Origin of the sequence: Rhizobium sp. F40D2 (genome assembly GCF_051810745.2) — a bacterium.
GTDB lineage: Bacteria > Pseudomonadota > Alphaproteobacteria > Rhizobiales > Rhizobiaceae > Rhizobium.
In genome coordinates this window covers 4,162,673-4,180,031 of record NZ_CM131436.1, presented here as the reverse complement: position 1 = coordinate 4,180,031, position 17,359 = coordinate 4,162,673, and the positions used below count along the sequence as shown (strand labels likewise).

The following is a 17,359-nucleotide window of genomic DNA, read 5'->3' as shown; positions in this document are numbered from 1 at the left end:
ACATGGCTTGTGGACCTTGTGAAAAGCGCCGCCAGATGCTCGCCGAGGCGAGAAAGCAGGCAGGTGCCAAGGGCGTGCTGAAAGTGCTGCCAAGGGTCGCCAGGGACGTCGTGAAGAACCCGCCGAACATCAGGAAGAGCCGCAATGGGTAATGTGATCCAGCTACAGGCCAATGACAGCCTGCGGTCGGTCGTCGCTGGCCTCGGCGATCCTACCCGGGACAAGATGGCGACGGCTGCCTATGGCATCGAGTATATCGACGACTACCAGCTCGCCGCGATCTACAAGAGCAACTGGCTGGGCCGGAAGATCGTCGACATCCCCGCCATGGATGCGGTCCGCAAGGGTCGGGACTGGCAGGCAGAGCAGGATCAGATTGAGCTGATCGAGGCTGAAGAGAAGCGGCTCGGCTATTGGCAGAAGCTGCTCGAGGTGAAGACCAAGGCCCGCCTCTGGGGCGGCGCTGCTTTGTTCATCGGCACCGGCGAGCAGGATCTCATGCAGCCACTCAACGTCGAGGGCATGAAGAAGAGCGGGATCAAATACCTCACCGTTCTTGGTCGCCGCGACGTTACCGCCGGTCCCATCGAGCAGAATGTGCTTTCCGAGTTCTATGGCAAGCCGGCCTATTATGAGGTGACCGGCAACACATCGATGGTGCGCATCCATCCGTCACGAATGGCCGTCTTTATCGGCGCTAACCATGGAGACAACCTTCTGAATTTTGGCGTCAACCAGGGCTGGGGCGACAGCATCATCGAATCCGTCTATTCGGCGATGAAGAATGCCGATGCGACAGCGGCAAACATCGCCAGCCTGGTGTTCGAAGCCAACGTCGATGTCTTCCGCATCCCGGATTTCATGGCGAGCCTGTCTGATCCTGCTTACTCCCAAAGGCTGATCGATCGGTTCATGCTGGCGGCGACGGCCAAGGGCATCAATCGTGCTCTTCTCCTCGATAAGGAAGAGGAATACGAGCGCAAGCAGGTGACGTTCGCCACACTGCCGGAAGTAATGCAGTCGTTTCTGCAGATGGCCGCCGGCGCCGCCGACATCCCGGTGACGCGCCTCCTCGGTCAATCTCCGGCTGGCATGTCCGCCACCGGCGAATCCGACATGAACAACTATTACGACCGGGTTTCGTCCATCCAGGCACTGGAGATGGCGCCGTCGCTCTACCGGTTGGATGAATGCCTTATCCGCTCTTCGCTCGGCAGCCGGCCGGCGGAGATCTTCTATTCGTGGTCTCCGCTGAAGCAGATGACCGAGAAGGAACTGGCGGAGATCGGCAAACTGCACGCCGACACTGCCAATGTGCTTGTGACGACCGGGCTCTTCACCAGCGAGGAGTTGCGCACTGTCGTATCGAACCAGCTCGTCGAGGATGGCTTATATCCGGGGCTTGACCAGGCGATGGAAGAGACCGGCCAGGATTGGGAAGCCGACCTCGGCGGGGACGATGGCAAGACGGTTGATCCGAACCAGCAGGAGATGCAGCGCCAGCAGGCGGCCGATGCCGCGCCGCGCACGCTCTACATCCACCGCGACGTCGTCAATTCAGCTGATATCAAGCGCTGGGCGAAGTCTCAGGGCTTCACGACGGTTCAAGACGATCTGCATGTCACCATCATCCACACCCGCACTCCGATGGACTGGATCAAGGTCGGCGATGACTACTGGCAGGGCGAGCCGAGGGTGAAGATCCCCGAAGGCGGGCCGCGGCTGATGGAGCGCTTCGGCGATGCCGTGGTGCTGCAGTTCGCATCATCGCGCCTCACCTGGCGGCATGAAGACATCAAGCGGATGGGCGCCGAGACGGACTATCCGGATTATCAGCCGCACATCACCATCACGTGGCAGATGCCGGACGGCATAGAGCTCGACAAGGTAACGCCGTACCGCGGCGAAATCATCCTCGGTCCTGAGGTCTTCGAGGAAGTGAAAAACGACTGGAAGGCCGGGATCACCGAAGCATGATCCGCAGCTACTCGCTCGCCAAGCTCGTGGACCGGCCGAAAGGGTCGAAGGCAGTCCTTCCCCCGGTCAATGTCCGCCTCTCTGCTGAAAAGCAGTATCTGACGGCGCTGCGGGCCATGCTGACACAGATCGTCGCGCAGACGCGGCAGACCATCATCCCGCTTTATGAGCGGGAGCGATCGCAGAGGCTGGCTGTGAGAGCCATGACGGCCGATGCTGATCGGACGTGGTTTTCGGGCCTTGATGCGCTTGTCGCTCAGTTGGTGCGGCTGGCTTCGGGCACCGTCAACTCGATCTTGGATCTTGAGGCGAAACGCCATTCCGAAGCCTTTATGGCGGCGGCAAAGCGGGCGCTGGGCATCGATCTCACGGCGGTGGTCATGCAGGAGGACCTTGCCGATTATCTGCAGGCCGCCGTCGCGCGCAATGCATCGCTGATCAAAGGCCTGGGAGATGACGTGGTGAAGGGCGTCGAACAGACGGTCTATGCGAACAGCATCGCCGGGAACTCAGTCACGACGCTGCGCAAGGCACTGAAGGATCAATTCGGCGTCGCTGACAAGCGGGCCCAGTTAATCGCCCAGGACCAGACTGGCACGTTCAACGCCGATCTGAACATGATCCGGCAAGAGCAGGCCGGAATTCTGAAATACTGGTGGATGACGTCTCACGATGAGCGGGTTAGGGGGACGCCGGGCGGCCGGTACCCGAATGCCAGGCCATCGCACTATGCGCTGGATGGCAAAGAGTTCACGTGGAAGGAAGGCCCTTCATCGACCGGCGGGCAGCACCCGGGCCAGCCTATTCGCTGCCGCTGCGTCCCTCGGGGGATTGTCGAGTTCTGAGAAGGGCTTCGAGCTCGGACGATTTAACGCGGGTGTCCTTGATCTCGATCGGTTCGAGGTTTTCGACTGCCTGACGCAATCTACGCACTTCGGCCGACAGCACTTCGATCTTGACGTTCTGGTCAAGGATCAGTGTGCGCAGGGCTCGAAAGTGCTCATCAGTCATGGCGCTGATCTAACCGCAGCAACGGAAAGATGTCCAGCTTCGGTCGTCACCACTGACGCACCTTCGCTGTGCCGTCTTCAACAAAACGATCGATCTGCCACGACTGCATCTGGAGAGTTTCTATAGGGAGGTCTTTGAGATCATCACCCAAAGTCACGAAATAAGAAGTGGCGCCCGCAGCATCCGTATTTGTGCCGATACGGTTGTATGACAGGCCTTGATAATTTCCTTGTTCGATGACGCGCCCTTGGACCTCAATGTCCTCCAGCAATTGAACTCTAGTTTTGTTCCAGCCCTTCATAGAAACCTCCATCCATTCGGTTCGCGTTTTAGCGACGCAAGAGATCCGGATCGGACAACAGCTTTACTGCGTATGCAAGAGGTTAATACGGCGATACCCACAATGAAGTTCACCGATGCCATGACGGGATCCTGCGGACGGTCTCCCGCAGGTCGAAAAGGCGAATTTTATCCATAGGCGCGTCGCGCCCCGGCCCGGATGGGCGGGAGAGAAATCCATGCAATTCATTGATGCAGCGGTCGTCGCGGGAACGCGACGGACGGCAGACGGCTATCTTATCGCCGAGGCGAGGGCGGTTCGCGCCGGCATTCAGCTGTACCTCGGGGACGAGGTCGGCAAGCCGGAAATGAAGGTCGTTCGTGTCTATCGGCCTGCTGAGGAAGTCTTCGCCGATGCCAGCCTTCAGTCGTTCACCCACGCGCCGGTGACTGTGAATCACCCGAAGGAAGCTGTCAGCGCCACCAACTGGAAAGACCTCGCCGTCGGCGAAGTGAGTACTCTCGCAAAGAAGGACGGCGAATGGGTCTGGTTGCCGCTGATCCTCAAGGACGCCGCTGCCATCAAGGACGTCGAGGGAGGCAAGCGCGAACTCTCCGCTGGCTATGAGTGCTTACTCGACTGGACCGCCGGCACGACCGAGGACGGTCAGGCGTTCGACGCGGTTCAGCGCGACATCAAGATCAACCACCTGGCCGTCGTCGATCGAGCCCGCGCTGGTTCAAAAGCTCGCATCGGTGACGGTGCGAATTGGGGCATCAGCCCTTTCACCCCTGATCACAAACCCACAGAGGAAAAGATCATGACCCTGAAGACGGTTACCGTCGATGGCATCCCGGTTGAAGTAACCGACCAGGGCGCCGTGGTGATCGGCACGCTGCAGACGCGGCTGGCTGACGCCAACACCAAGCTCACCGACGCTGAGAAGGCACATCAGGTTACGGTCGCAGCGAAGGACGCTTCCCATGCAAAAGAACTGGCAGCCAAGGATGCCGAAATCGACGCCCTGAAAGGGAAAGTCGTTTCCGACGCCGACATCGACAAGCGTGTGCAGGCTCGCGCCGATCTCCTCTCTGTCGCCAAGTCCATCGCGAAGGACCTCAAGACCGAGGGCCTGGCCGATGCTGCAATCCGCAAGGCGGTCGTGGCCGCCAAGCTCGGTGACGCGGCCGTTGCCGATAAGGCGGACGCCTACATCGACGCTCGGTTCGACATCCTGGTCGAAGACGCGAAGAAGGCGGGCAGCGCCGATCCATTCGCCCGCGTGGTCGCCGATGGCATCACTCCAACAAACGACGCCGACAAGGTCGTGACCGATGCCTACGCGCTGATGGTCGCCGACATGAAGGCCGGCAAGACTTCCGCAACGGTCAACTAAGGGAGACGCTTCAATGGCGACTTATCAGACCACTTATGGCGCGGCTCCTGCAAAGGGACTTCCGGGCCAGATTGCTTCCGAGGAAAAGTGCAACAAGGTCAGCCGCACCGTTGAAACGGCGGCCGGCATCAAGTTCGGAGCACCGGCGCAGCGTGGCGCCGGCGATCACGGGGTAGCAATCCTGTCCACTGGCGACTTCCTCGGTCTCGCAGTGCTCAACCCGGCTGTCCCGGCTGACGCCGACAACCCGGATGCGTATCCGCAGTATTTCACCGGCGCCTTCATGACCATGGGCCCGATGTACGTCACCGCGGGTGCGACGGTCGCGGCCGGTGATCCGGTCTACTATCTGACCGCCAACGGCCGGTACACGAACGTCGCCAACGCTGGCGCCAACCCGGCTATTCCGGATGCCTTCTTCGAGGAAGCGGGCACTGACGGCGCCATCGTCCAAATAAGCCTTGGCCTGCGCCATCAGGCCTAACGCGTCAACGAAAGGACCAAAGGAATGAACACCATACTACGACAGGCCTTCGCAGACGCGCAGGCCGCGTATCCCTTCGTCATCGCGCAGGGACGCAACATCGAGACGCGGATCTACCAGCGCCGCTATCCGACCTTCAATTACGGCATGCACGTGCCTGTTGTGACGGAAGGCAACGAATGGGCGATCGGTACGACGTTCTTCACCGTCGATACTGCGGGCGAGGCGAAGTTCCTCTCCGGCGCCGGTACCGATATGCCGTTCAACCAGGCGACGAAGGACATGGCGAGCCATGACTTCGCGATGATCGGCTCCGGCTGGGAGTGGAACCTGGAAGAGGTCAACCAGGCGGCGCTCTACAACATCGACCTGAACGGCACGAAAGCGCTGTCGGCCTCGGATAAAGTCGAGCGCCTGCTCAACTCGGTTGCCATGGTCGGCTCCTCCGAGAAGAACTGGACCGGCTTCGTCAACGATCCGAACGTCTCCCGTGTCGACGTAGCGGCCGACGGTACCGGGTCCTCGACTTTCTGGTCTGCCAAAACGGTCGATCAGATGATCGGGGATGTCAACAGCCTGCTCACCAACGTTCGCGAGAACACCTCGGAAGTGGAATGGGCCGATACCCTGCGGTTGCCGCCGGAAGCCTTCCGGGACATCGCCACGCGCCGTCTCGGCGCCGGCGATGGCTTTATCACTGCCCTGGAATACCTGCGCCGGAATAACATCTACACCGCCGAAACCGGCCAGCCGCTCGACATCCAGCCGCTTCGCGAGCTGGCTACGGCTTCGCAGGACGGCGGCGGCCGCATGGTCGTCTATCGGAAGGATACGGAAGTTCTCCGCTTCCACCTGCCGATGCCGCGCCGGGTGCTCCAGCCGCGCCAGAAGTCCATCATGGGCTTCGAAACCGGTATCATCGCCCGTACCGGTGGCACGGAAGTTCGTCTTCCCGGCGCCATGGCATACGGCGACGAGATCACCGCACCGTAACCGGAGGGCCAATCATGAAGGTCACCAACAACAGCAAGGCCCCGCAGGGCCTGCATACCGTCATCGGTGTCCGGTTCGTCCGGCCCGGAGAAACGAAAGAGCTTGATCTGACGGAAGGTCAGGCCAAGCGCATCAGCCGTCTCGGCTTCATCGATCTGGAAGGAGATCCGGTGGAAGACCGTGCGCCTTCCTTCGCCTTCACCGAAGCAGACGACAAGGAAGGTGTGTACGTCCCCTCGGCAGAGTTCAACGCGATGCGGTCGGCTTTCGAACAGCTGCGCGCGGAGAACGCCGACCTCCGCAAGCAGCTCGACGGCAGGTCGCCTGCGGCAGATGGTCCGAAAGGTCCGTTTGAGGTCAAGGAAACCTCTCCCGGCTGGCATGGCGTCTTCGGCGCCGACGGCAAGCAGATCGGCAAGAACATGCGCGCCGATGATGCCGAAGCCTTCAAGGCAATGACCCCGGCAGAGCAAGAGCAGCTCCTCGCTCAGTGACAACCATCCCCGGCTGGCGACGGCCGGGGCTTTCCCTCCGGAAAAAGAAGGGCCAGACAGATGGCGTATCAGACCCCAACGCCCACCACGTTCAAGGCCCGCTATCCCGAATTTACCACCGTCTCGGACACCCTGATTCAGCTTGTTCTCGACGAGGCGATATCGGATGTCGGCGACACGTGGGAGGAGAAGGACCGCGCGCGGGCTCAGATGTTGCTGGCTGCCCATAAGCTCACCATGGAAGGCGAGCCGGGGCGCACCGCGACAGGCCAGAGCAGCGCAGGGACGGGGTTCGTCAAGCGCCGCAAGGTTGGCGACGTCGAAACCGAATTCGCCACTCCTGGCGGCTCCTCTGGATCGGGCGCAGCGTCCGGGTACGGGGCAACGATTTACGGGCAGGAGTTCCTGGCCCTGCTGCGCAAGAATTTCCCGGCTGTGGCCGCTGTCTGAAGAGGAATAAGCCAATGGCAAAGGTCAAATCGAACCACAACGCTCCGCTGCATGTCCCGGTTCTTGGCGTGACGATTAACCCCGGCGCGGAACTGAACATCGAGTGTTGGGACATCGTGAAGCACAACGATACCATCAAGGCCTGGCTGACCAGCAAGACGATCGAGGTCGTCGACGAGCAAAAGCCACAGCCCAAGGCCAAGAAGGCCTGATGTTCACCGTCCAGGTGAAGCGGAAGAAGAATAATTCGGTTCTCCGCCACATCGGCGCGGCTCTGTCCGGGCCAAAAACGGTCAAGGTCGGGTTCCCGGCAGGCGAGGCCGACCAGGACAACATCAATAAGGCGATCTGGAACGAGTTCGGGACGAAGGGCGGGGCATCCGGCGGTGGCTGGGGCGGTCCTATCCCGGAACGTCCGTTCCTTCGCAATGCCATTCGCGAGAACCGCGGCAAATACCGGGAGGCGATGCGGTCATCGGCCGCCAAGATCCTCGTCGGCAAGACCGGGCTGCGCACCGTGCTCTCGAAGCTGGGCATCACCGCCCAAGGCGATATCCAAACGGAGATGACCTCGCTGACGACGCCCATCAACGCAGACGCAACTATTGCACTGAAGGGTTCGAGCAAGCCGCTCATCGATAGCGGCGAGATGCGCGGCGCTGTCACCTGGAAGGTCAACGAATGATCGACGTCGCAATTGCGATCGACGGGGAGGCGGTGAACGTCACCCTGACGACGACCGCCGCCGGCTCCTACAATGACGACGGCGACTTCATCCAGGGCGCGCCGACGAGCGCGACCATCCGCGCCGCCATCCAGCCCGTGAAGGGCAACCAGCTGATGGACATGCCGGAAGGCATTCGCACCGAGGCCGGCTGGATGCTCTGGAGCCGTTCGGCCGTTGCCGTCGATGATCAGATCATCAGCGGCGGCATTGTCTATCGCATCCTCTTCGCTTGGCCGCGCTTGGAAGGCGGCTTCTACCGCGCAGCATTGGGCAGGCTAACGAAATGACCAATGAAGAGGTGTGGAGCGCGGTTGTCCGCTGGGTGAAGTCGGCGACCTCAGTCGTGACGATCAAGTCACATGAAGGCGGGAAAGAGCCGGCCTTGCCATACGTCATGATCAATTTCACGGGGTCCGCTGAGGTGCGCCAGCACGAGCAGACGGTCGAATACACGGATACCGGCATCCCGAACGCCGAGGGCGAGAATGAGATCAGCGCGGCGCCAGTGATTGAAGTGGAATGGCGGTTTTCGATCCACGCCTACGGCCCGACGCCGACCGATATCCTCAGGCCGGTGACATCGGCCTCAAAGCTTCCGCAGATCATGGAACCCATGATGCCGGATTTGGTGATCCATGACGTCTCTCAGGTCAGGAACGTGCCGGATTGGATCAACAACAGGTGGGAGCCTCGCGCTCAGCTTGATTTCATCGTCCGCGGCCTGACGCGCGACGGCTTCATTTTCGACACCGTCGACGAGACCAGCTTCGACATCGCTCGGGCTGAATAACTTCAACCAAGAAAGGACGGCAGGATGGCAATCCTACCCTTCAACCGCGTCGTCAACGTGACGCTGTCGCGTAAAGATGCCTTTCCGAGCCGTCGTGGTTTCGGAACGCAGCTAATTCTCACCACGGTTGCTGTGACCGACAAGGTGGATGCGACACATCGGACGAAGCTTTACGCCTCGATCGAAGAGGTGGCGGCCGACTTCGCAACCTCATCCGACGCCTACAAGGCCGCGCTTTCTGCATTCTCGCAGAACCCGAGACCGACACAGGTCAAGGTTGGTTTCGTGGCCATCGACGGCACGCCGACCTCCGCAGAGCTTCAGACAGAGCTGGATACGCTCTATGACGCTGACCAGGACTGGTACTTCATCACCGTCGACACGACGCTGCGCGACCAGGCGATAACCGACGGTCTGATCACATGGACCGAGGCGAAGAACAAGCTGTCAATCATCGACAGCAACGACGCAGCGACCGAGTCTCCGAGCGACACGACGTCGATCGCGGCCCGCAACAAGGACGATTTCGAGCGAAGTGGCGTCTTCTACCATACCGACGCAACCCTATTCCCGGCAGCCGCTCTGGCTGGCTGGATGTCGACGCGGAATTTCGATGATGCCAACAGCGCTTACACCGCGAAGTTCAAGAACCTGAAGGGCATCAGCGCGATCAACCTCGGCTCTGCTTCCATTGCGGCAATCACCGGCTTTACCCCGGGTGTCGGCCAGTCGGGAACGGTCGGCCACATGGCCAACACCTATATCGACATCGGCAGCCGGAACTTCGTCGTTGAAGGCTCGACGCTGACGGCAAACATCTTCCTCGACGAGATCCACACCACCGATTGGATCATCGCCCGAACGGAAGAGGAAAGCCTCGGCATCCTCCTCAACAACGCGCGCGTGCCCTTCGATGACAGCGGCATGCAAACCATCGCCTCTGCCGCCCGCACGGTCATGCAGCAGGCCATCCGCGCGGGCCTGATCGCCAAAGATCTCGATCCAGAGACCGGCGACTATGCCCCGGCGGTGGAAATCACCGTTCCTTCGGTCTTCGACGTGCCGGAGAGCCAGCGCAAGGCCCGTATCGCCCCGGCGATTTCGGTCCGGTTCCGGTACGCCGGGGCGGTGCACTACACCACGATCAACTACACCATGACGTTCTAAGGAGCTGACACATGGGAACCTCTACTGCCTACTCCATGGTCAACGTGGCGGCCACACTCGACGGACAGAAGGTGCAGGGCCTCTGGGATGGTGACGACGCGATCGTGGTCACCCTGGGTTCAGAAGCCGGATCTGGCATTGTCGGCGCCGACGGATCGAGCATCTTCTCGATCTCGGCCGATAACTCGGCCCAGATCAGCGTCAAGCTGCAGCACACCAGCCCGACGCACCGCCTGCTTCATCAGAAGCTCAAGCGGCAGAGGGCGCTCGGCTCGACCGCCGCTGCCTTCCCGTTCTCGCTCATCGACAATGGCACAAATGAAGGCGGATCTTCGGATCGCGTCTTCATCATGACGCCGCCGGCGGATTCGAAAGGAAAGAACGCCGTCGTTCGCGAGTGGGTGCTCTGGACGGGCGATTGGAACGCGGAGATCCCGAATGGCTGAGCGCAAGATCAACGGCGTCGAGTACAAGGTCGATCCGCTCATTGCCACGAAAGCGCTGATCCTCCAGGCCCGCCTGATGCGAGCCGCAGGACCGCTTGCGTCGAAGCTGCCTGCCATCCTCGCCTCGCGCCGGGAAGGTTCGTCGGTGGAAGAGCGGGCGGCTGCCGACAGCGAGGCGCTGGTGGCAATCACCGGCATCTTCGAAGCGATCTCGCCGGAGGAGTTCGCTTCGCTGGTCAAGGACATCGTCGAGATCGCTCGCATCAAGCGGCCATCCGGCCAATACGACCCGGTCGACCTCGACGGCGATTTTGTCGGACGCCTCGGCGACATCATCCCCGTGGCGGTGTTCGTTCTGTCGGAGCAGTTCGGTGATTTTTTCTCCGGCGCCCTGGCGAATGGACGTCGCGCTCTGACGGCAAAGGCCTGAGCGAGCGGGAAATCGACAGGGTCGCACCCAACCTCAACATGTGGCTTTGGCGGCCGATACTCGCGGAGCCGCCAATCTACACCATGCGTGATCTGCAAACGTGGGTGACGCTGGTCGACGTGATGGACGCGCATGAGGCGCTCGACCTGAAGGCTGCGCTGGCGGAAGCTTCGGCTAGGGAGTGAGCCCATACTTCTGGGCGAGCTTTGCCTGAAGGGCGCACTGAGCCTTTCGCTCGGTGTCGCTCATCATTTTCGCCAGTTGCACCTGGGCGCCGCGGGCGTTGGTGAAATGCATTCTCGCCGTTGCATCAAGGTTGGCGATCTTGTCCTGCATGAAGGCCGAAACCTTGGCATCGTCGAGCTTGTACCCGCACAGGTCCGCGCTTCCGATGATCTGCCCGGCCTCGTTCGCGATCATGAAGTCCTTCGCACTGAAATCCTCAGCGAACGATACCCCGCCGGCAGCAATCGCCAACAACGCACCAAACAACAGTCGCATTCCGAAATCCTCCGTTGAGGCATCGAATGTGGCCCCGTTTCAACCGGATTTCAATCTATGATCGTTGACGAGCTTATCGCCATCCTCGGTTATGAGACCAAGGGTGAGGCCGAGCTGAAGAAATTTCAGCAGTCGATCGATCAGACGGCGAAGCGGATCTCGGTCTTTGCGGCTGCCGCTGCGGCTGCTGCGGCCGGCGCCCTGGCAGCTCTCGGGAAATCGGTCATCACGACATCGGCGCAGTTCGAGAGCTATGCCGCGACCCTTGAGACGATCGAAGGCAGCGCGGAGAAGGCAAAGAAGGCGCTCGATTGGGTGTCCACCTTCGGCGCCAAGACGCCTTACGAGGTAGGCGAGGTCACAGAAGCCTTCGTCCGCCTGAAATCCTATGGCATCGATCCGACGACGGGAGCATTGGAGTCCGTCGGTGATGCGTCGAGCGCCATGGGCAAGACCCTGATGCAGGGCGTCGAAGCCATCGCGGATGCCGCGACCGGTGAATTCGAGCGCCTCAAGGAGTTCGGCATCACATCGAGCGTTGCCGGCGACAAGGTGACGTTCAACTGGACGAAAAACAGCAAAACGCTGTCGAAAACCGTCAAGAAGAACAGCGCTGAGATCATCAAGTTCCTGAAGGAGAACTTCTCGGAGCGCTTCAACGGCGCGATGTTGAGGCAATCCAAGACCTGGAACGGCATGGTTTCCAACCTTGGAGACGCATGGACCGGGTTCCTGCGCAAGATCGGCGATGCCGGGGTTTTCGATGCCGTCAAGCGCCAACTCGGCCGACTTCTGGACTTCTTCGCCGAGCTGAGCGCGAATGGCAGTCTTGACCGCTTCGCCAAGGCGCTGAGCTCGGCCATGGAGGCGGGCGTCAACGCTGCCGTGTTCCTCGTCGACCGGTTGCGTCGGCACTTTCAGTTTCTATCCGACTGGTTTTCGGTCAACCCGGATCTCTTTAAAGCCATAGCAATCGGCCTCGGACTTATTGCTGCGGTCAAATTCCCGTTCATCACCGGCTTGCTGGTGCTTGAGGACATCCTGTCATGGATGGAAGGCAGCGAAAGCGTCATCGGAAATTTCGCCAAGGCTCTGTCTGAGCTGACGGGCATCGACGCTGACAAGCTGTCGACCATCATCGCCACATTGGCCGGCGCAACGGCGCTCGCGGCAGCCGCAAGCTCGGTCGGGCTACTGACCGCTGCCCTGAACCCTCTCACCGCTGCATTGATCGCCTTAGGCACGGCGTTCGCTGGTGCCAAAGTCGCTCTCGATTACTTCGGTGTTGCCAAGGCCGACCTGGACAAGAAAGTCGAGGGTATCACCGCTGCCGGCAATCCTCGTGCGAATCCAGGCTATGTTGAGGGCATGGGCGGCATCTACATGAAAGGTGCAGCCGTCGTCGACCAGCCGCGCCCGCCGAACCTCGAAGACTCCATGACAAAGGATGCCTTGGACTGGAAGCTGATGATGCAGAATGCCGAGGGCAATGCTGCCAAGATGGGCGGCGGCGCGCCGGCCAATGCCGTCGTCAACGACAACAAGCAGGACAACCGCGACCAGTCCGTCACCGTCCAGGTTGGCGGCGTCATAGTTCAGGGCGTGCAGAATGCCTCGCCGGCCGTCGGTGCCGCTGTCGGGAATGCCGTCGGGCAAGCCGCCGCCGGTGGTGCGCGCGCTTCCCGTTTCGAAAAGGATGATGCGTTCTAATGTCGGTCATAGCCTTTTCGACCTCGATCGGGCCAGTCCCGATGGATTGCGTGATTTCAGAGCGCCATAGTTCGGAACTCGATATCACCGAGATCCCGATCGAGACCGGCGCGAAGATCACCGATCATGCCATCATCGTTCCGAAGCGGATCACGCTCGATGCTGCTGCTGGCGGGGCGGCGGCAACCTACGCCGCTCTGGTCGCGTTCCAGGAGAGCCGTGTTCCGTTCACGCTGGTCACCGGCCTGACGATCTACAACAGCATGCTGATCAAGCGGATTGATGCAGACAGGGATGCCGGAACGTCGCGCATCCTTCGATGCCGCTGCGATCTGCAAGAAGTGATCATCGTTGCTACCTCCTATGCTGCCGATCCTGATGGTGACACCACAGGCGAGCGTGGCAAGCCGGGCGGGAAGGAGAGCACGCGGGCGGCCGCGCCTTCGACCGAGCGCGCTGGCGATACCGTCACGGGCGACAGGGCCACGGCCACCCAGCAGAGGGGAGATGCCGCGATCACCTCCGCGCCGGCCGACAAGTCGATATTGAGTGGAATTACCGGGATCGGCTCGCAATGAACGTTTTCAACATCGTCGACTATGCCGATCAGCAGTTCGGCACCATCATCAACCAGCAGCGTGTGACGATCCGGCTGCGCTACAATCCGACCAGTGACCGGTGGAGCTTCGACCTATCGATCGACAACCTTCCGGTGTTGACCGGCAGGCGCATCGTCACGGGTGTGGATCTGCTGAAGCCGTTCAATCTTGGCCTCGGCGCCATATTTGCGGTCGCCGTCACGCCTGGCGCCGTCCCTCGATCGCGCGGCTCTGCCAGCTGGCACCGTGCTGCTGATCCAAGCGTCTGACGCTGAAGTCGAGGCTGCGGCTGCCTGATGCGCCAGTATCTGAGAAAGGTGAGGGCGACATTCAACGGTGGCCTGGTGATCAACCCTGGCGGCATCAACCCGCACGACATCCGCATCGAATTCAGCATCGACAAGGACACATCGTCTTCTGCCAATTCGGCGGAAATCACGATCTTCAACCTGTCGGAAAGCCATAGAAACAGCGTCGGCAAGGAGTTCGATGCGATCACGCTCGAGGCCGGGTATATCCCGCCGGAGGGCAGCGGCAATGTCGGCGTAATCTTCAAGGGCGCCGTCCGTGACGTCGAGCACCGCCGCGAAGGTCCGAACATCCTGACCATCATCTCCTGCGGGGACGGCTCGAAAGCTCTTCGGAGGGCAACGATATCGAAGTCTTTTCCCAAGGGAACGCCGGTCAAGGACGTCGTCGACGACCTCTATAAGCAGCTTGAAAAGGAAGGCGTTAGCCGCGGCGAGTGGAAGTTCCCCGATGACGTGGAGGGCAAGACCTTCAAGCGGCCTTACGCGGTCTGCGGATCGTGCTCTCGCGAACTCGACACGATCGGTCGCGGGAACGGCTTTTATTGGAACATCCAGAACGAGACGATGGAGATCGTCCCGGGCGACGGTTTCATTGGCGGCGTGGCGCTGATCACTCCTGAGACGGGCATGATCGGCACGCCGGCCATTACCGATAACGGCGTTCGGGTGTCGGCTCTTCTCAATCCCGAGATCCGGCCGAATCGCCGGGTGCAGTTGAAAAGCGAGACTTTGGAGATGAACGGCGACGACGGCATGTATCGCGTCACCAGCGTCTCCTATTCGGGCAACAACTACGACGGCGAGTTCAAAGTCGACATCACCGGCGAAGCGCTCAAGGGCGGCAAGGTAGACGAGGGGATCAAGCGATAGTGGTCGGATACCTCGGCAAGCGCACCAATCAGCAGCGCGACATCACCGGCCAGCAGGCGCAGAGCGAACGCGAGGCGATGTGGGGCCCGCTTCCAGGCGAAATCGTCTCGTTCGATCCAGCGACACAGACGGCCACCGTGCAGCCGCTCTACAAGCCTATCCACAACGGGCAGCCTGTCGCAATGCCGCAGCTCTTCGAGGTTCCCGTCGATCTGCCGCGTACGGGCTCTGCCGGCATCACGTTCCCCATCCCGAGCGGGACGAGGGTTATGCTGGCGCCGATGATGCGGTCCATGGACAATTACGACACCGATGGCGATGGAGCTCCGTTCGATGGCCGCTCTTTTCACCTGGCTGACATGCGGGCGACGATCGTTGGCGGCGACAGCGTCTCGACACCATTGGCCAACGTTGACCCGGATAACACACATGTCCGGTTCGATGCGGGCGGCCAGTATGGGATGAAAGGCTCGCCAGACGGCAAGTTCGATCTGGTTGGCTCGGAAGGTAGCATCTTCGACCTGCTCATCCAGCACGTCGAGCTGACGTCCGAGGGGTTCACTCTGCTCGGCACCGAAGGTCTCGATCATTCGCCCCGATACGCAGAGATAGGCGACGAGCTGGCGGTCATCGCCGGCAAACTGAGGGACATGCAGATATGACTTCGGTTCGCTTCGGCCTGGCGATCGATCCTGTGACTGATGATCTCTTCCTTCGCTCGGATGGCAATCTCGCCACTGTGAGCGATGCTGAGGCCGTCGGGCAGCACGTTCGCCAGCGCCTCACGACATTCTCCGGAGAGTGGTTTCTCGACAAGACGGCCGGCGTTCCTTGGCTCGATGACATCCTCGGCAAGGCCTACGACCCGGCGCTCGCAGAATCCGTCGTGAAGGCCGAGATCCTGAACACCGATGGCGTAACCGAGATCACGTCTTTCTCGGTCTCCTTCGACAAAGCCACCCGGGGACTGATCATTAAGTCCGTCGAGGTCGGAACAATTTTCGATACTGAGGTGCAGGCATGACCGATTACGGCGTCGTCTCGACAGGCTTTACCCGCAAGCCTCTGACGATCATTCTGGCAGAGATCGAGGCGGCGCTCATCACCGAGTTCGGCCCGGGCCTCGTCCAGACCTCTCAAAGCCCTATGGGTCAGATCAATGGCATCTTCGCCGATGGCGTGTCCCAGGTCTGGGAGCTTGAGGAGGATATCTATCAGTCTCTCGACCCTGATCAGGCCGAAGGTGTCCGTCTGGATATCCTTGGGCGCATCCGTCGTATCGCGAGAGCAGCAGACGAAACAGATGCAAGCTTTCGACAGGCGATCACAAATGCAGGGCAAGCCAGAGTTGACTTGCAGGACATCAGCCGCGCCATCACTGCATTGGATGGCGTCACTTATTCTCACGTGTGGGTCAATGACACCGGTGCGCTCGACGAGAACATGATGCCGGCTGGGTCGATTTGCGTTGCCGTAAGCGGTGGCGATGATGATGAGATAGCCGCCGCAATGCGGCAGTACATCGTTCCGGGTGTCACGATTTTTGGAACGTCGAAGATCGAGAGCCTGCTCGATGGATATTGCCGCTCGTTCCACATCCTCCGCCCTATCGATGTCCCTGTCCATCTCGACATCAAGGTGCGAACGTTCAAGGACAGCTTTGGTTGCCCGCCACCGTCTATGACAGCGATCAAGTCCACACTGCTGACTGGCCTGTACCTACTCAACGGTGACGACGTCACTTTTTACCGCGTCCGTTCCATTATTGAGAGCGCATTTTCGAACGTTGAAGTGATCTCGATCAACGGAAGCCGTGATGGCATCGCCCAGTCTGACAATGATGATGTCGTCATCGGGTTTATCGAGCGCGCGTCCCTGGCGACTGAAAACGTGACGGTATCGCTCGTATGACCTGCTTCGACGAAAGCACCTTCATCGAGGGCGGTATCGACCGAGTACTCACCCGCTACCGTGAGAGCCCGAAGCTCTTGCATGTGATCCGCACCTTCTTGCGTAAAATTTGGGAGGCGCAGGAGTCTATCTGCGACCTGCCTTCATATTTTGACCTGGATACTGCAGTTGGCGATCAGCTTACGATCCTTGGGAAGTGGATGGGGTTTCCTCGTTGCCATTGTGTTTGCGATGTGCAGCCAGTCTTTGGGTTCCAATGCACGACAAGCAGTGCTGGGTCACAGCCGATCGTTGGCTTTTGCAACAGCGGAACGTGGGATGGTTGCGGTGATAATGGCATCTCGGACATTTGCATCGATGATGACGATCTTTATCGCAGCCTTCTCATTTCGCGATCCTACCAGATGCAGTCCCGCTACAGCTGGGCCGACCTGACAACGTCAATACAGGTGATCTTTGGATCACAGGCCAAAATCCTTGATGCCGGTCATAGCCGCGTCGTTATCGCTCCTTTCCGAGCTCTGACCGAGTTGGAAACAGCGATCCTCCAAATCATCCCGAGAGTTCTGCCAGTTGCACCGGGGATTTCCACGCGATGGCACTTCGGCACGTTTGAGGTGTTCGGCTTCGGAGCTGGCTGGGGCGGCTTCTGTGAGGAATGGCTCCCAGAAGGCGCCCGGATCGCGACCAGCGATGGCGATGAACTCACTACCGACACCGGAGATCACATCATCACCGGGCCTCTCACAAGAGGCGCCGACTGGATGTGTGAAATCGACCTCAAACCCTATTCCTGCTAGGAGCAATTCAAC

General features: G+C 60.3%; 26 protein-coding genes. 23 read left to right on the top strand and 3 right to left on the bottom strand.

Annotation, left to right across the window (positions count from 1 at the left end; all coding sequences use genetic code 11):
• The first annotated feature begins 2 nt into the window (after window positions 1-2).
• Genes ACS4RS_RS20265 through ACS4RS_RS20255 form a run of 3 tightly spaced genes read left to right on the top strand, consistent with a single transcriptional unit; the run spans window position 3 to window position 2,822 of the window.
• Window positions 3-152: a hypothetical protein gene (locus ACS4RS_RS20265; RefSeq protein WP_439009534.1), complete on the top strand. Its 150-nt coding sequence runs from the start codon at window positions 3-5 to the stop codon at window positions 150-152.
• Window positions 145-1,977, top strand: a complete 1,833-nt coding sequence (locus ACS4RS_RS20260) for an anti-CBASS protein Acb1 family protein (RefSeq protein WP_439009535.1) — start codon at window positions 145-147, stop codon at window positions 1,975-1,977. The genes ACS4RS_RS20265 and ACS4RS_RS20260 overlap by 8 nt, the downstream gene beginning before the upstream one ends.
• Window positions 1,974-2,822, top strand: coding sequence for a phage head morphogenesis protein (locus ACS4RS_RS20255; protein ID WP_439009536.1), 849 nt, complete (start codon window positions 1,974-1,976; stop codon window positions 2,820-2,822). The genes ACS4RS_RS20260 and ACS4RS_RS20255 overlap by 4 nt, the downstream gene beginning before the upstream one ends.
• Here ACS4RS_RS20255 and ACS4RS_RS20250 read toward each other — a convergent pair.
• Window positions 2,779-2,988 carry a hypothetical protein gene (locus ACS4RS_RS20250; protein ID WP_439009537.1) on the bottom strand — a complete coding sequence of 70 codons (210 nt, stop codon included), beginning with the start codon at window positions 2,986-2,988 and terminating at the stop codon, window positions 2,779-2,781. The two genes, ACS4RS_RS20255 and ACS4RS_RS20250, sit on opposite strands and share 44 nt — an antisense overlap.
• A gap of 46 nt (window positions 2,989-3,034) precedes the next feature.
• Window positions 3,035-3,289 carry a hypothetical protein gene (locus tag ACS4RS_RS20245; RefSeq protein ID WP_439009538.1) on the bottom strand — a complete coding sequence of 85 codons (255 nt, stop codon included), beginning with the start codon at window positions 3,287-3,289 and terminating at the stop codon, window positions 3,035-3,037.
• 217 nt (window positions 3,290-3,506) lie between these two features.
• On the opposite strand from ACS4RS_RS20245, the gene ACS4RS_RS20240 reads away from it, so the two are divergent.
• Genes ACS4RS_RS20240 through ACS4RS_RS20185 form a run of 12 tightly spaced genes read left to right on the top strand, consistent with a single transcriptional unit; the run spans window position 3,507 to window position 10,645 of the window.
• The gene (locus tag ACS4RS_RS20240) at window positions 3,507-4,664 is read left to right on the top strand and encodes a DUF2213 domain-containing protein (RefSeq protein WP_439009539.1); all 1,158 of its coding nucleotides are present in this window, start codon (window positions 3,507-3,509) and stop codon (window positions 4,662-4,664) included.
• A gap of 13 nt (window positions 4,665-4,677) precedes the next feature.
• Window positions 4,678-5,148 (top strand): structural cement protein Gp24, encoded by a 471-nt coding sequence (locus ACS4RS_RS20235; protein WP_439009540.1) that lies wholly within the window; start codon window positions 4,678-4,680, stop codon window positions 5,146-5,148.
• A gap of 24 nt (window positions 5,149-5,172) precedes the next feature.
• Window positions 5,173-6,141, top strand: coding sequence for a DUF2184 domain-containing protein (locus tag ACS4RS_RS20230; protein WP_439009541.1), 969 nt, complete (start codon window positions 5,173-5,175; stop codon window positions 6,139-6,141).
• A 14-nt stretch (window positions 6,142-6,155) separates the two neighbouring features.
• A complete protein-coding gene (locus ACS4RS_RS20225; RefSeq protein ID WP_439009542.1) occupies window positions 6,156-6,635 on the top strand; it encodes a hypothetical protein in 480 nt (159 codons plus the stop codon).
• A gap of 60 nt (window positions 6,636-6,695) precedes the next feature.
• A complete protein-coding gene (locus tag ACS4RS_RS20220) occupies window positions 6,696-7,085 on the top strand; it encodes a DUF4054 domain-containing protein (protein ID WP_439009543.1) in 390 nt (129 codons plus the stop codon).
• A 14-nt stretch (window positions 7,086-7,099) separates the two neighbouring features.
• Window positions 7,100-7,297, top strand: a complete 198-nt coding sequence (locus tag ACS4RS_RS20215; protein WP_439009544.1) for a hypothetical protein — start codon at window positions 7,100-7,102, stop codon at window positions 7,295-7,297.
• Entirely contained in the window at window positions 7,297-7,770 is a 474-nt protein-coding gene (locus tag ACS4RS_RS20210) for a hypothetical protein (protein WP_439009545.1), read from the top strand. The genes ACS4RS_RS20215 and ACS4RS_RS20210 overlap by 1 nt, the downstream gene beginning before the upstream one ends.
• Window positions 7,767-8,099: a hypothetical protein gene (locus ACS4RS_RS20205; RefSeq protein ID WP_439009546.1), complete on the top strand. Its 333-nt coding sequence runs from the start codon at window positions 7,767-7,769 to the stop codon at window positions 8,097-8,099. Before ACS4RS_RS20210 ends, ACS4RS_RS20205 begins: the two co-directional genes overlap by 4 nt.
• Window positions 8,096-8,602, top strand: coding sequence for a phage neck terminator protein (locus tag ACS4RS_RS20200; protein WP_439009547.1), 507 nt, complete (start codon window positions 8,096-8,098; stop codon window positions 8,600-8,602). The genes ACS4RS_RS20205 and ACS4RS_RS20200 overlap by 4 nt, the downstream gene beginning before the upstream one ends.
• A 24-nt stretch (window positions 8,603-8,626) precedes the next feature.
• The gene (locus ACS4RS_RS20195; protein ID WP_439009548.1) at window positions 8,627-9,769 is read left to right on the top strand and encodes a DUF3383 family protein; all 1,143 of its coding nucleotides are present in this window, start codon (window positions 8,627-8,629) and stop codon (window positions 9,767-9,769) included.
• 11 nt (window positions 9,770-9,780) lie between these two features.
• A complete protein-coding gene (locus ACS4RS_RS20190; RefSeq protein WP_439009549.1) occupies window positions 9,781-10,215 on the top strand; it encodes a phage structural protein in 435 nt (144 codons plus the stop codon).
• A complete protein-coding gene (locus tag ACS4RS_RS20185) occupies window positions 10,208-10,645 on the top strand; it encodes a phage tail assembly chaperone (RefSeq protein WP_439009550.1) in 438 nt (145 codons plus the stop codon). Before ACS4RS_RS20190 ends, ACS4RS_RS20185 begins: the two co-directional genes overlap by 8 nt.
• 174 nt (window positions 10,646-10,819) lie before the next feature.
• On the opposite strand, the gene ACS4RS_RS20180 is transcribed toward ACS4RS_RS20185, so the two are convergent.
• The gene (locus tag ACS4RS_RS20180; protein WP_439009551.1) at window positions 10,820-11,146 is read right to left on the bottom strand and encodes a hypothetical protein; all 327 of its coding nucleotides are present in this window, start codon (window positions 11,144-11,146) and stop codon (window positions 10,820-10,822) included.
• Window positions 11,147-11,203: 57 nt separating this feature from the next.
• On the opposite strand from ACS4RS_RS20180, the gene ACS4RS_RS20175 reads away from it, so the two are divergent.
• The 8 genes from ACS4RS_RS20175 to ACS4RS_RS20140 are packed head-to-tail and all read left to right on the top strand — an operon-like array spanning window position 11,204 to window position 17,347.
• Window positions 11,204-12,856, top strand: a complete 1,653-nt coding sequence (locus ACS4RS_RS20175) for a tape measure protein (RefSeq protein ID WP_439009552.1) — start codon at window positions 11,204-11,206, stop codon at window positions 12,854-12,856.
• On the top strand, window positions 12,856-13,434 hold the full coding sequence (locus tag ACS4RS_RS20170) for a phage baseplate protein (protein ID WP_439009553.1): 579 nt from the start codon (window positions 12,856-12,858) through the stop codon (window positions 13,432-13,434). Before ACS4RS_RS20175 ends, ACS4RS_RS20170 begins: the two co-directional genes overlap by 1 nt.
• Complete coding sequence (locus tag ACS4RS_RS20165; protein ID WP_439009554.1) at window positions 13,431-13,724, top strand: phage baseplate plug family protein; 294 nt, start codon at window positions 13,431-13,433, stop codon at window positions 13,722-13,724. Before ACS4RS_RS20170 ends, ACS4RS_RS20165 begins: the two co-directional genes overlap by 4 nt.
• Window positions 13,725-13,751: 27 nt before the next feature.
• On the top strand, window positions 13,752-14,636 hold the full coding sequence (locus tag ACS4RS_RS20160; RefSeq protein WP_439009555.1) for a phage protein: 885 nt from the start codon (window positions 13,752-13,754) through the stop codon (window positions 14,634-14,636).
• The gene (locus tag ACS4RS_RS20155; RefSeq protein ID WP_439009556.1) at window positions 14,636-15,298 is read left to right on the top strand and encodes a Gp138 family membrane-puncturing spike protein; all 663 of its coding nucleotides are present in this window, start codon (window positions 14,636-14,638) and stop codon (window positions 15,296-15,298) included. The genes ACS4RS_RS20160 and ACS4RS_RS20155 overlap by 1 nt, the downstream gene beginning before the upstream one ends.
• A complete protein-coding gene (locus ACS4RS_RS20150; protein WP_439009557.1) occupies window positions 15,295-15,660 on the top strand; it encodes a hypothetical protein in 366 nt (121 codons plus the stop codon). Before ACS4RS_RS20155 ends, ACS4RS_RS20150 begins: the two co-directional genes overlap by 4 nt.
• Window positions 15,657-16,547 (top strand): hypothetical protein, encoded by an 891-nt coding sequence (locus ACS4RS_RS20145; protein WP_439009558.1) that lies wholly within the window; start codon window positions 15,657-15,659, stop codon window positions 16,545-16,547. Before ACS4RS_RS20150 ends, ACS4RS_RS20145 begins: the two co-directional genes overlap by 4 nt.
• Window positions 16,544-17,347, top strand: a complete 804-nt coding sequence (locus ACS4RS_RS20140; RefSeq protein WP_439009559.1) for a DUF2612 domain-containing protein — start codon at window positions 16,544-16,546, stop codon at window positions 17,345-17,347. The genes ACS4RS_RS20145 and ACS4RS_RS20140 overlap by 4 nt, the downstream gene beginning before the upstream one ends.
• Window positions 17,348-17,359 lie beyond the last annotated feature (12 nt).

Coding starts and splice junctions, on each gene's coding strand:
- ACS4RS_RS20215 (WP_439009544.1), top strand. CDS start 7,100: ATGGCAAAGGTCAAATCGAACCACAACGCTCCGCTGCATGTCCCGGTT.
- ACS4RS_RS20170 (WP_439009553.1), top strand. CDS start 12,856: ATGTCGGTCATAGCCTTTTCGACCTCGATCGGGCCAGTCCCGATGGAT.
- ACS4RS_RS20240 (WP_439009539.1), top strand. CDS start 3,507: ATGCAATTCATTGATGCAGCGGTCGTCGCGGGAACGCGACGGACGGCA.
- ACS4RS_RS20190 (WP_439009549.1), top strand. CDS start 9,781: ATGGGAACCTCTACTGCCTACTCCATGGTCAACGTGGCGGCCACACTC.
- ACS4RS_RS20185 (WP_439009550.1), top strand. CDS start 10,208: ATGGCTGAGCGCAAGATCAACGGCGTCGAGTACAAGGTCGATCCGCTC.
- ACS4RS_RS20200 (WP_439009547.1), top strand. CDS start 8,096: ATGACCAATGAAGAGGTGTGGAGCGCGGTTGTCCGCTGGGTGAAGTCG.
- ACS4RS_RS20255 (WP_439009536.1), top strand. CDS start 1,974: ATGATCCGCAGCTACTCGCTCGCCAAGCTCGTGGACCGGCCGAAAGGG.
- ACS4RS_RS20225 (WP_439009542.1), top strand. CDS start 6,156: ATGAAGGTCACCAACAACAGCAAGGCCCCGCAGGGCCTGCATACCGTC.
- ACS4RS_RS20260 (WP_439009535.1), top strand. CDS start 145: ATGGGTAATGTGATCCAGCTACAGGCCAATGACAGCCTGCGGTCGGTC.
- ACS4RS_RS20210 (WP_439009545.1), top strand. CDS start 7,297: ATGTTCACCGTCCAGGTGAAGCGGAAGAAGAATAATTCGGTTCTCCGC.
- ACS4RS_RS20265 (WP_439009534.1), top strand. CDS start 3: ATGGCTTGTGGACCTTGTGAAAAGCGCCGCCAGATGCTCGCCGAGGCG.
- ACS4RS_RS20150 (WP_439009557.1), top strand. CDS start 15,295: ATGACTTCGGTTCGCTTCGGCCTGGCGATCGATCCTGTGACTGATGAT.
- ACS4RS_RS20235 (WP_439009540.1), top strand. CDS start 4,678: ATGGCGACTTATCAGACCACTTATGGCGCGGCTCCTGCAAAGGGACTT.
- ACS4RS_RS20250 (WP_439009537.1), bottom strand. CDS start 2,988: ATGACTGATGAGCACTTTCGAGCCCTGCGCACACTGATCCTTGACCAG.
- ACS4RS_RS20245 (WP_439009538.1), bottom strand. CDS start 3,289: ATGAAGGGCTGGAACAAAACTAGAGTTCAATTGCTGGAGGACATTGAG.
- ACS4RS_RS20160 (WP_439009555.1), top strand. CDS start 13,752: ATGCGCCAGTATCTGAGAAAGGTGAGGGCGACATTCAACGGTGGCCTG.
- ACS4RS_RS20180 (WP_439009551.1), bottom strand. CDS start 11,146: ATGCGACTGTTGTTTGGTGCGTTGTTGGCGATTGCTGCCGGCGGGGTA.
- ACS4RS_RS20195 (WP_439009548.1), top strand. CDS start 8,627: ATGGCAATCCTACCCTTCAACCGCGTCGTCAACGTGACGCTGTCGCGT.
- ACS4RS_RS20145 (WP_439009558.1), top strand. CDS start 15,657: ATGACCGATTACGGCGTCGTCTCGACAGGCTTTACCCGCAAGCCTCTG.
- ACS4RS_RS20140 (WP_439009559.1), top strand. CDS start 16,544: ATGACCTGCTTCGACGAAAGCACCTTCATCGAGGGCGGTATCGACCGA.
- ACS4RS_RS20230 (WP_439009541.1), top strand. CDS start 5,173: ATGAACACCATACTACGACAGGCCTTCGCAGACGCGCAGGCCGCGTAT.
- ACS4RS_RS20205 (WP_439009546.1), top strand. CDS start 7,767: ATGATCGACGTCGCAATTGCGATCGACGGGGAGGCGGTGAACGTCACC.
- ACS4RS_RS20165 (WP_439009554.1), top strand. CDS start 13,431: ATGAACGTTTTCAACATCGTCGACTATGCCGATCAGCAGTTCGGCACC.
- ACS4RS_RS20220 (WP_439009543.1), top strand. CDS start 6,696: ATGGCGTATCAGACCCCAACGCCCACCACGTTCAAGGCCCGCTATCCC.
- ACS4RS_RS20175 (WP_439009552.1), top strand. CDS start 11,204: ATGATCGTTGACGAGCTTATCGCCATCCTCGGTTATGAGACCAAGGGT.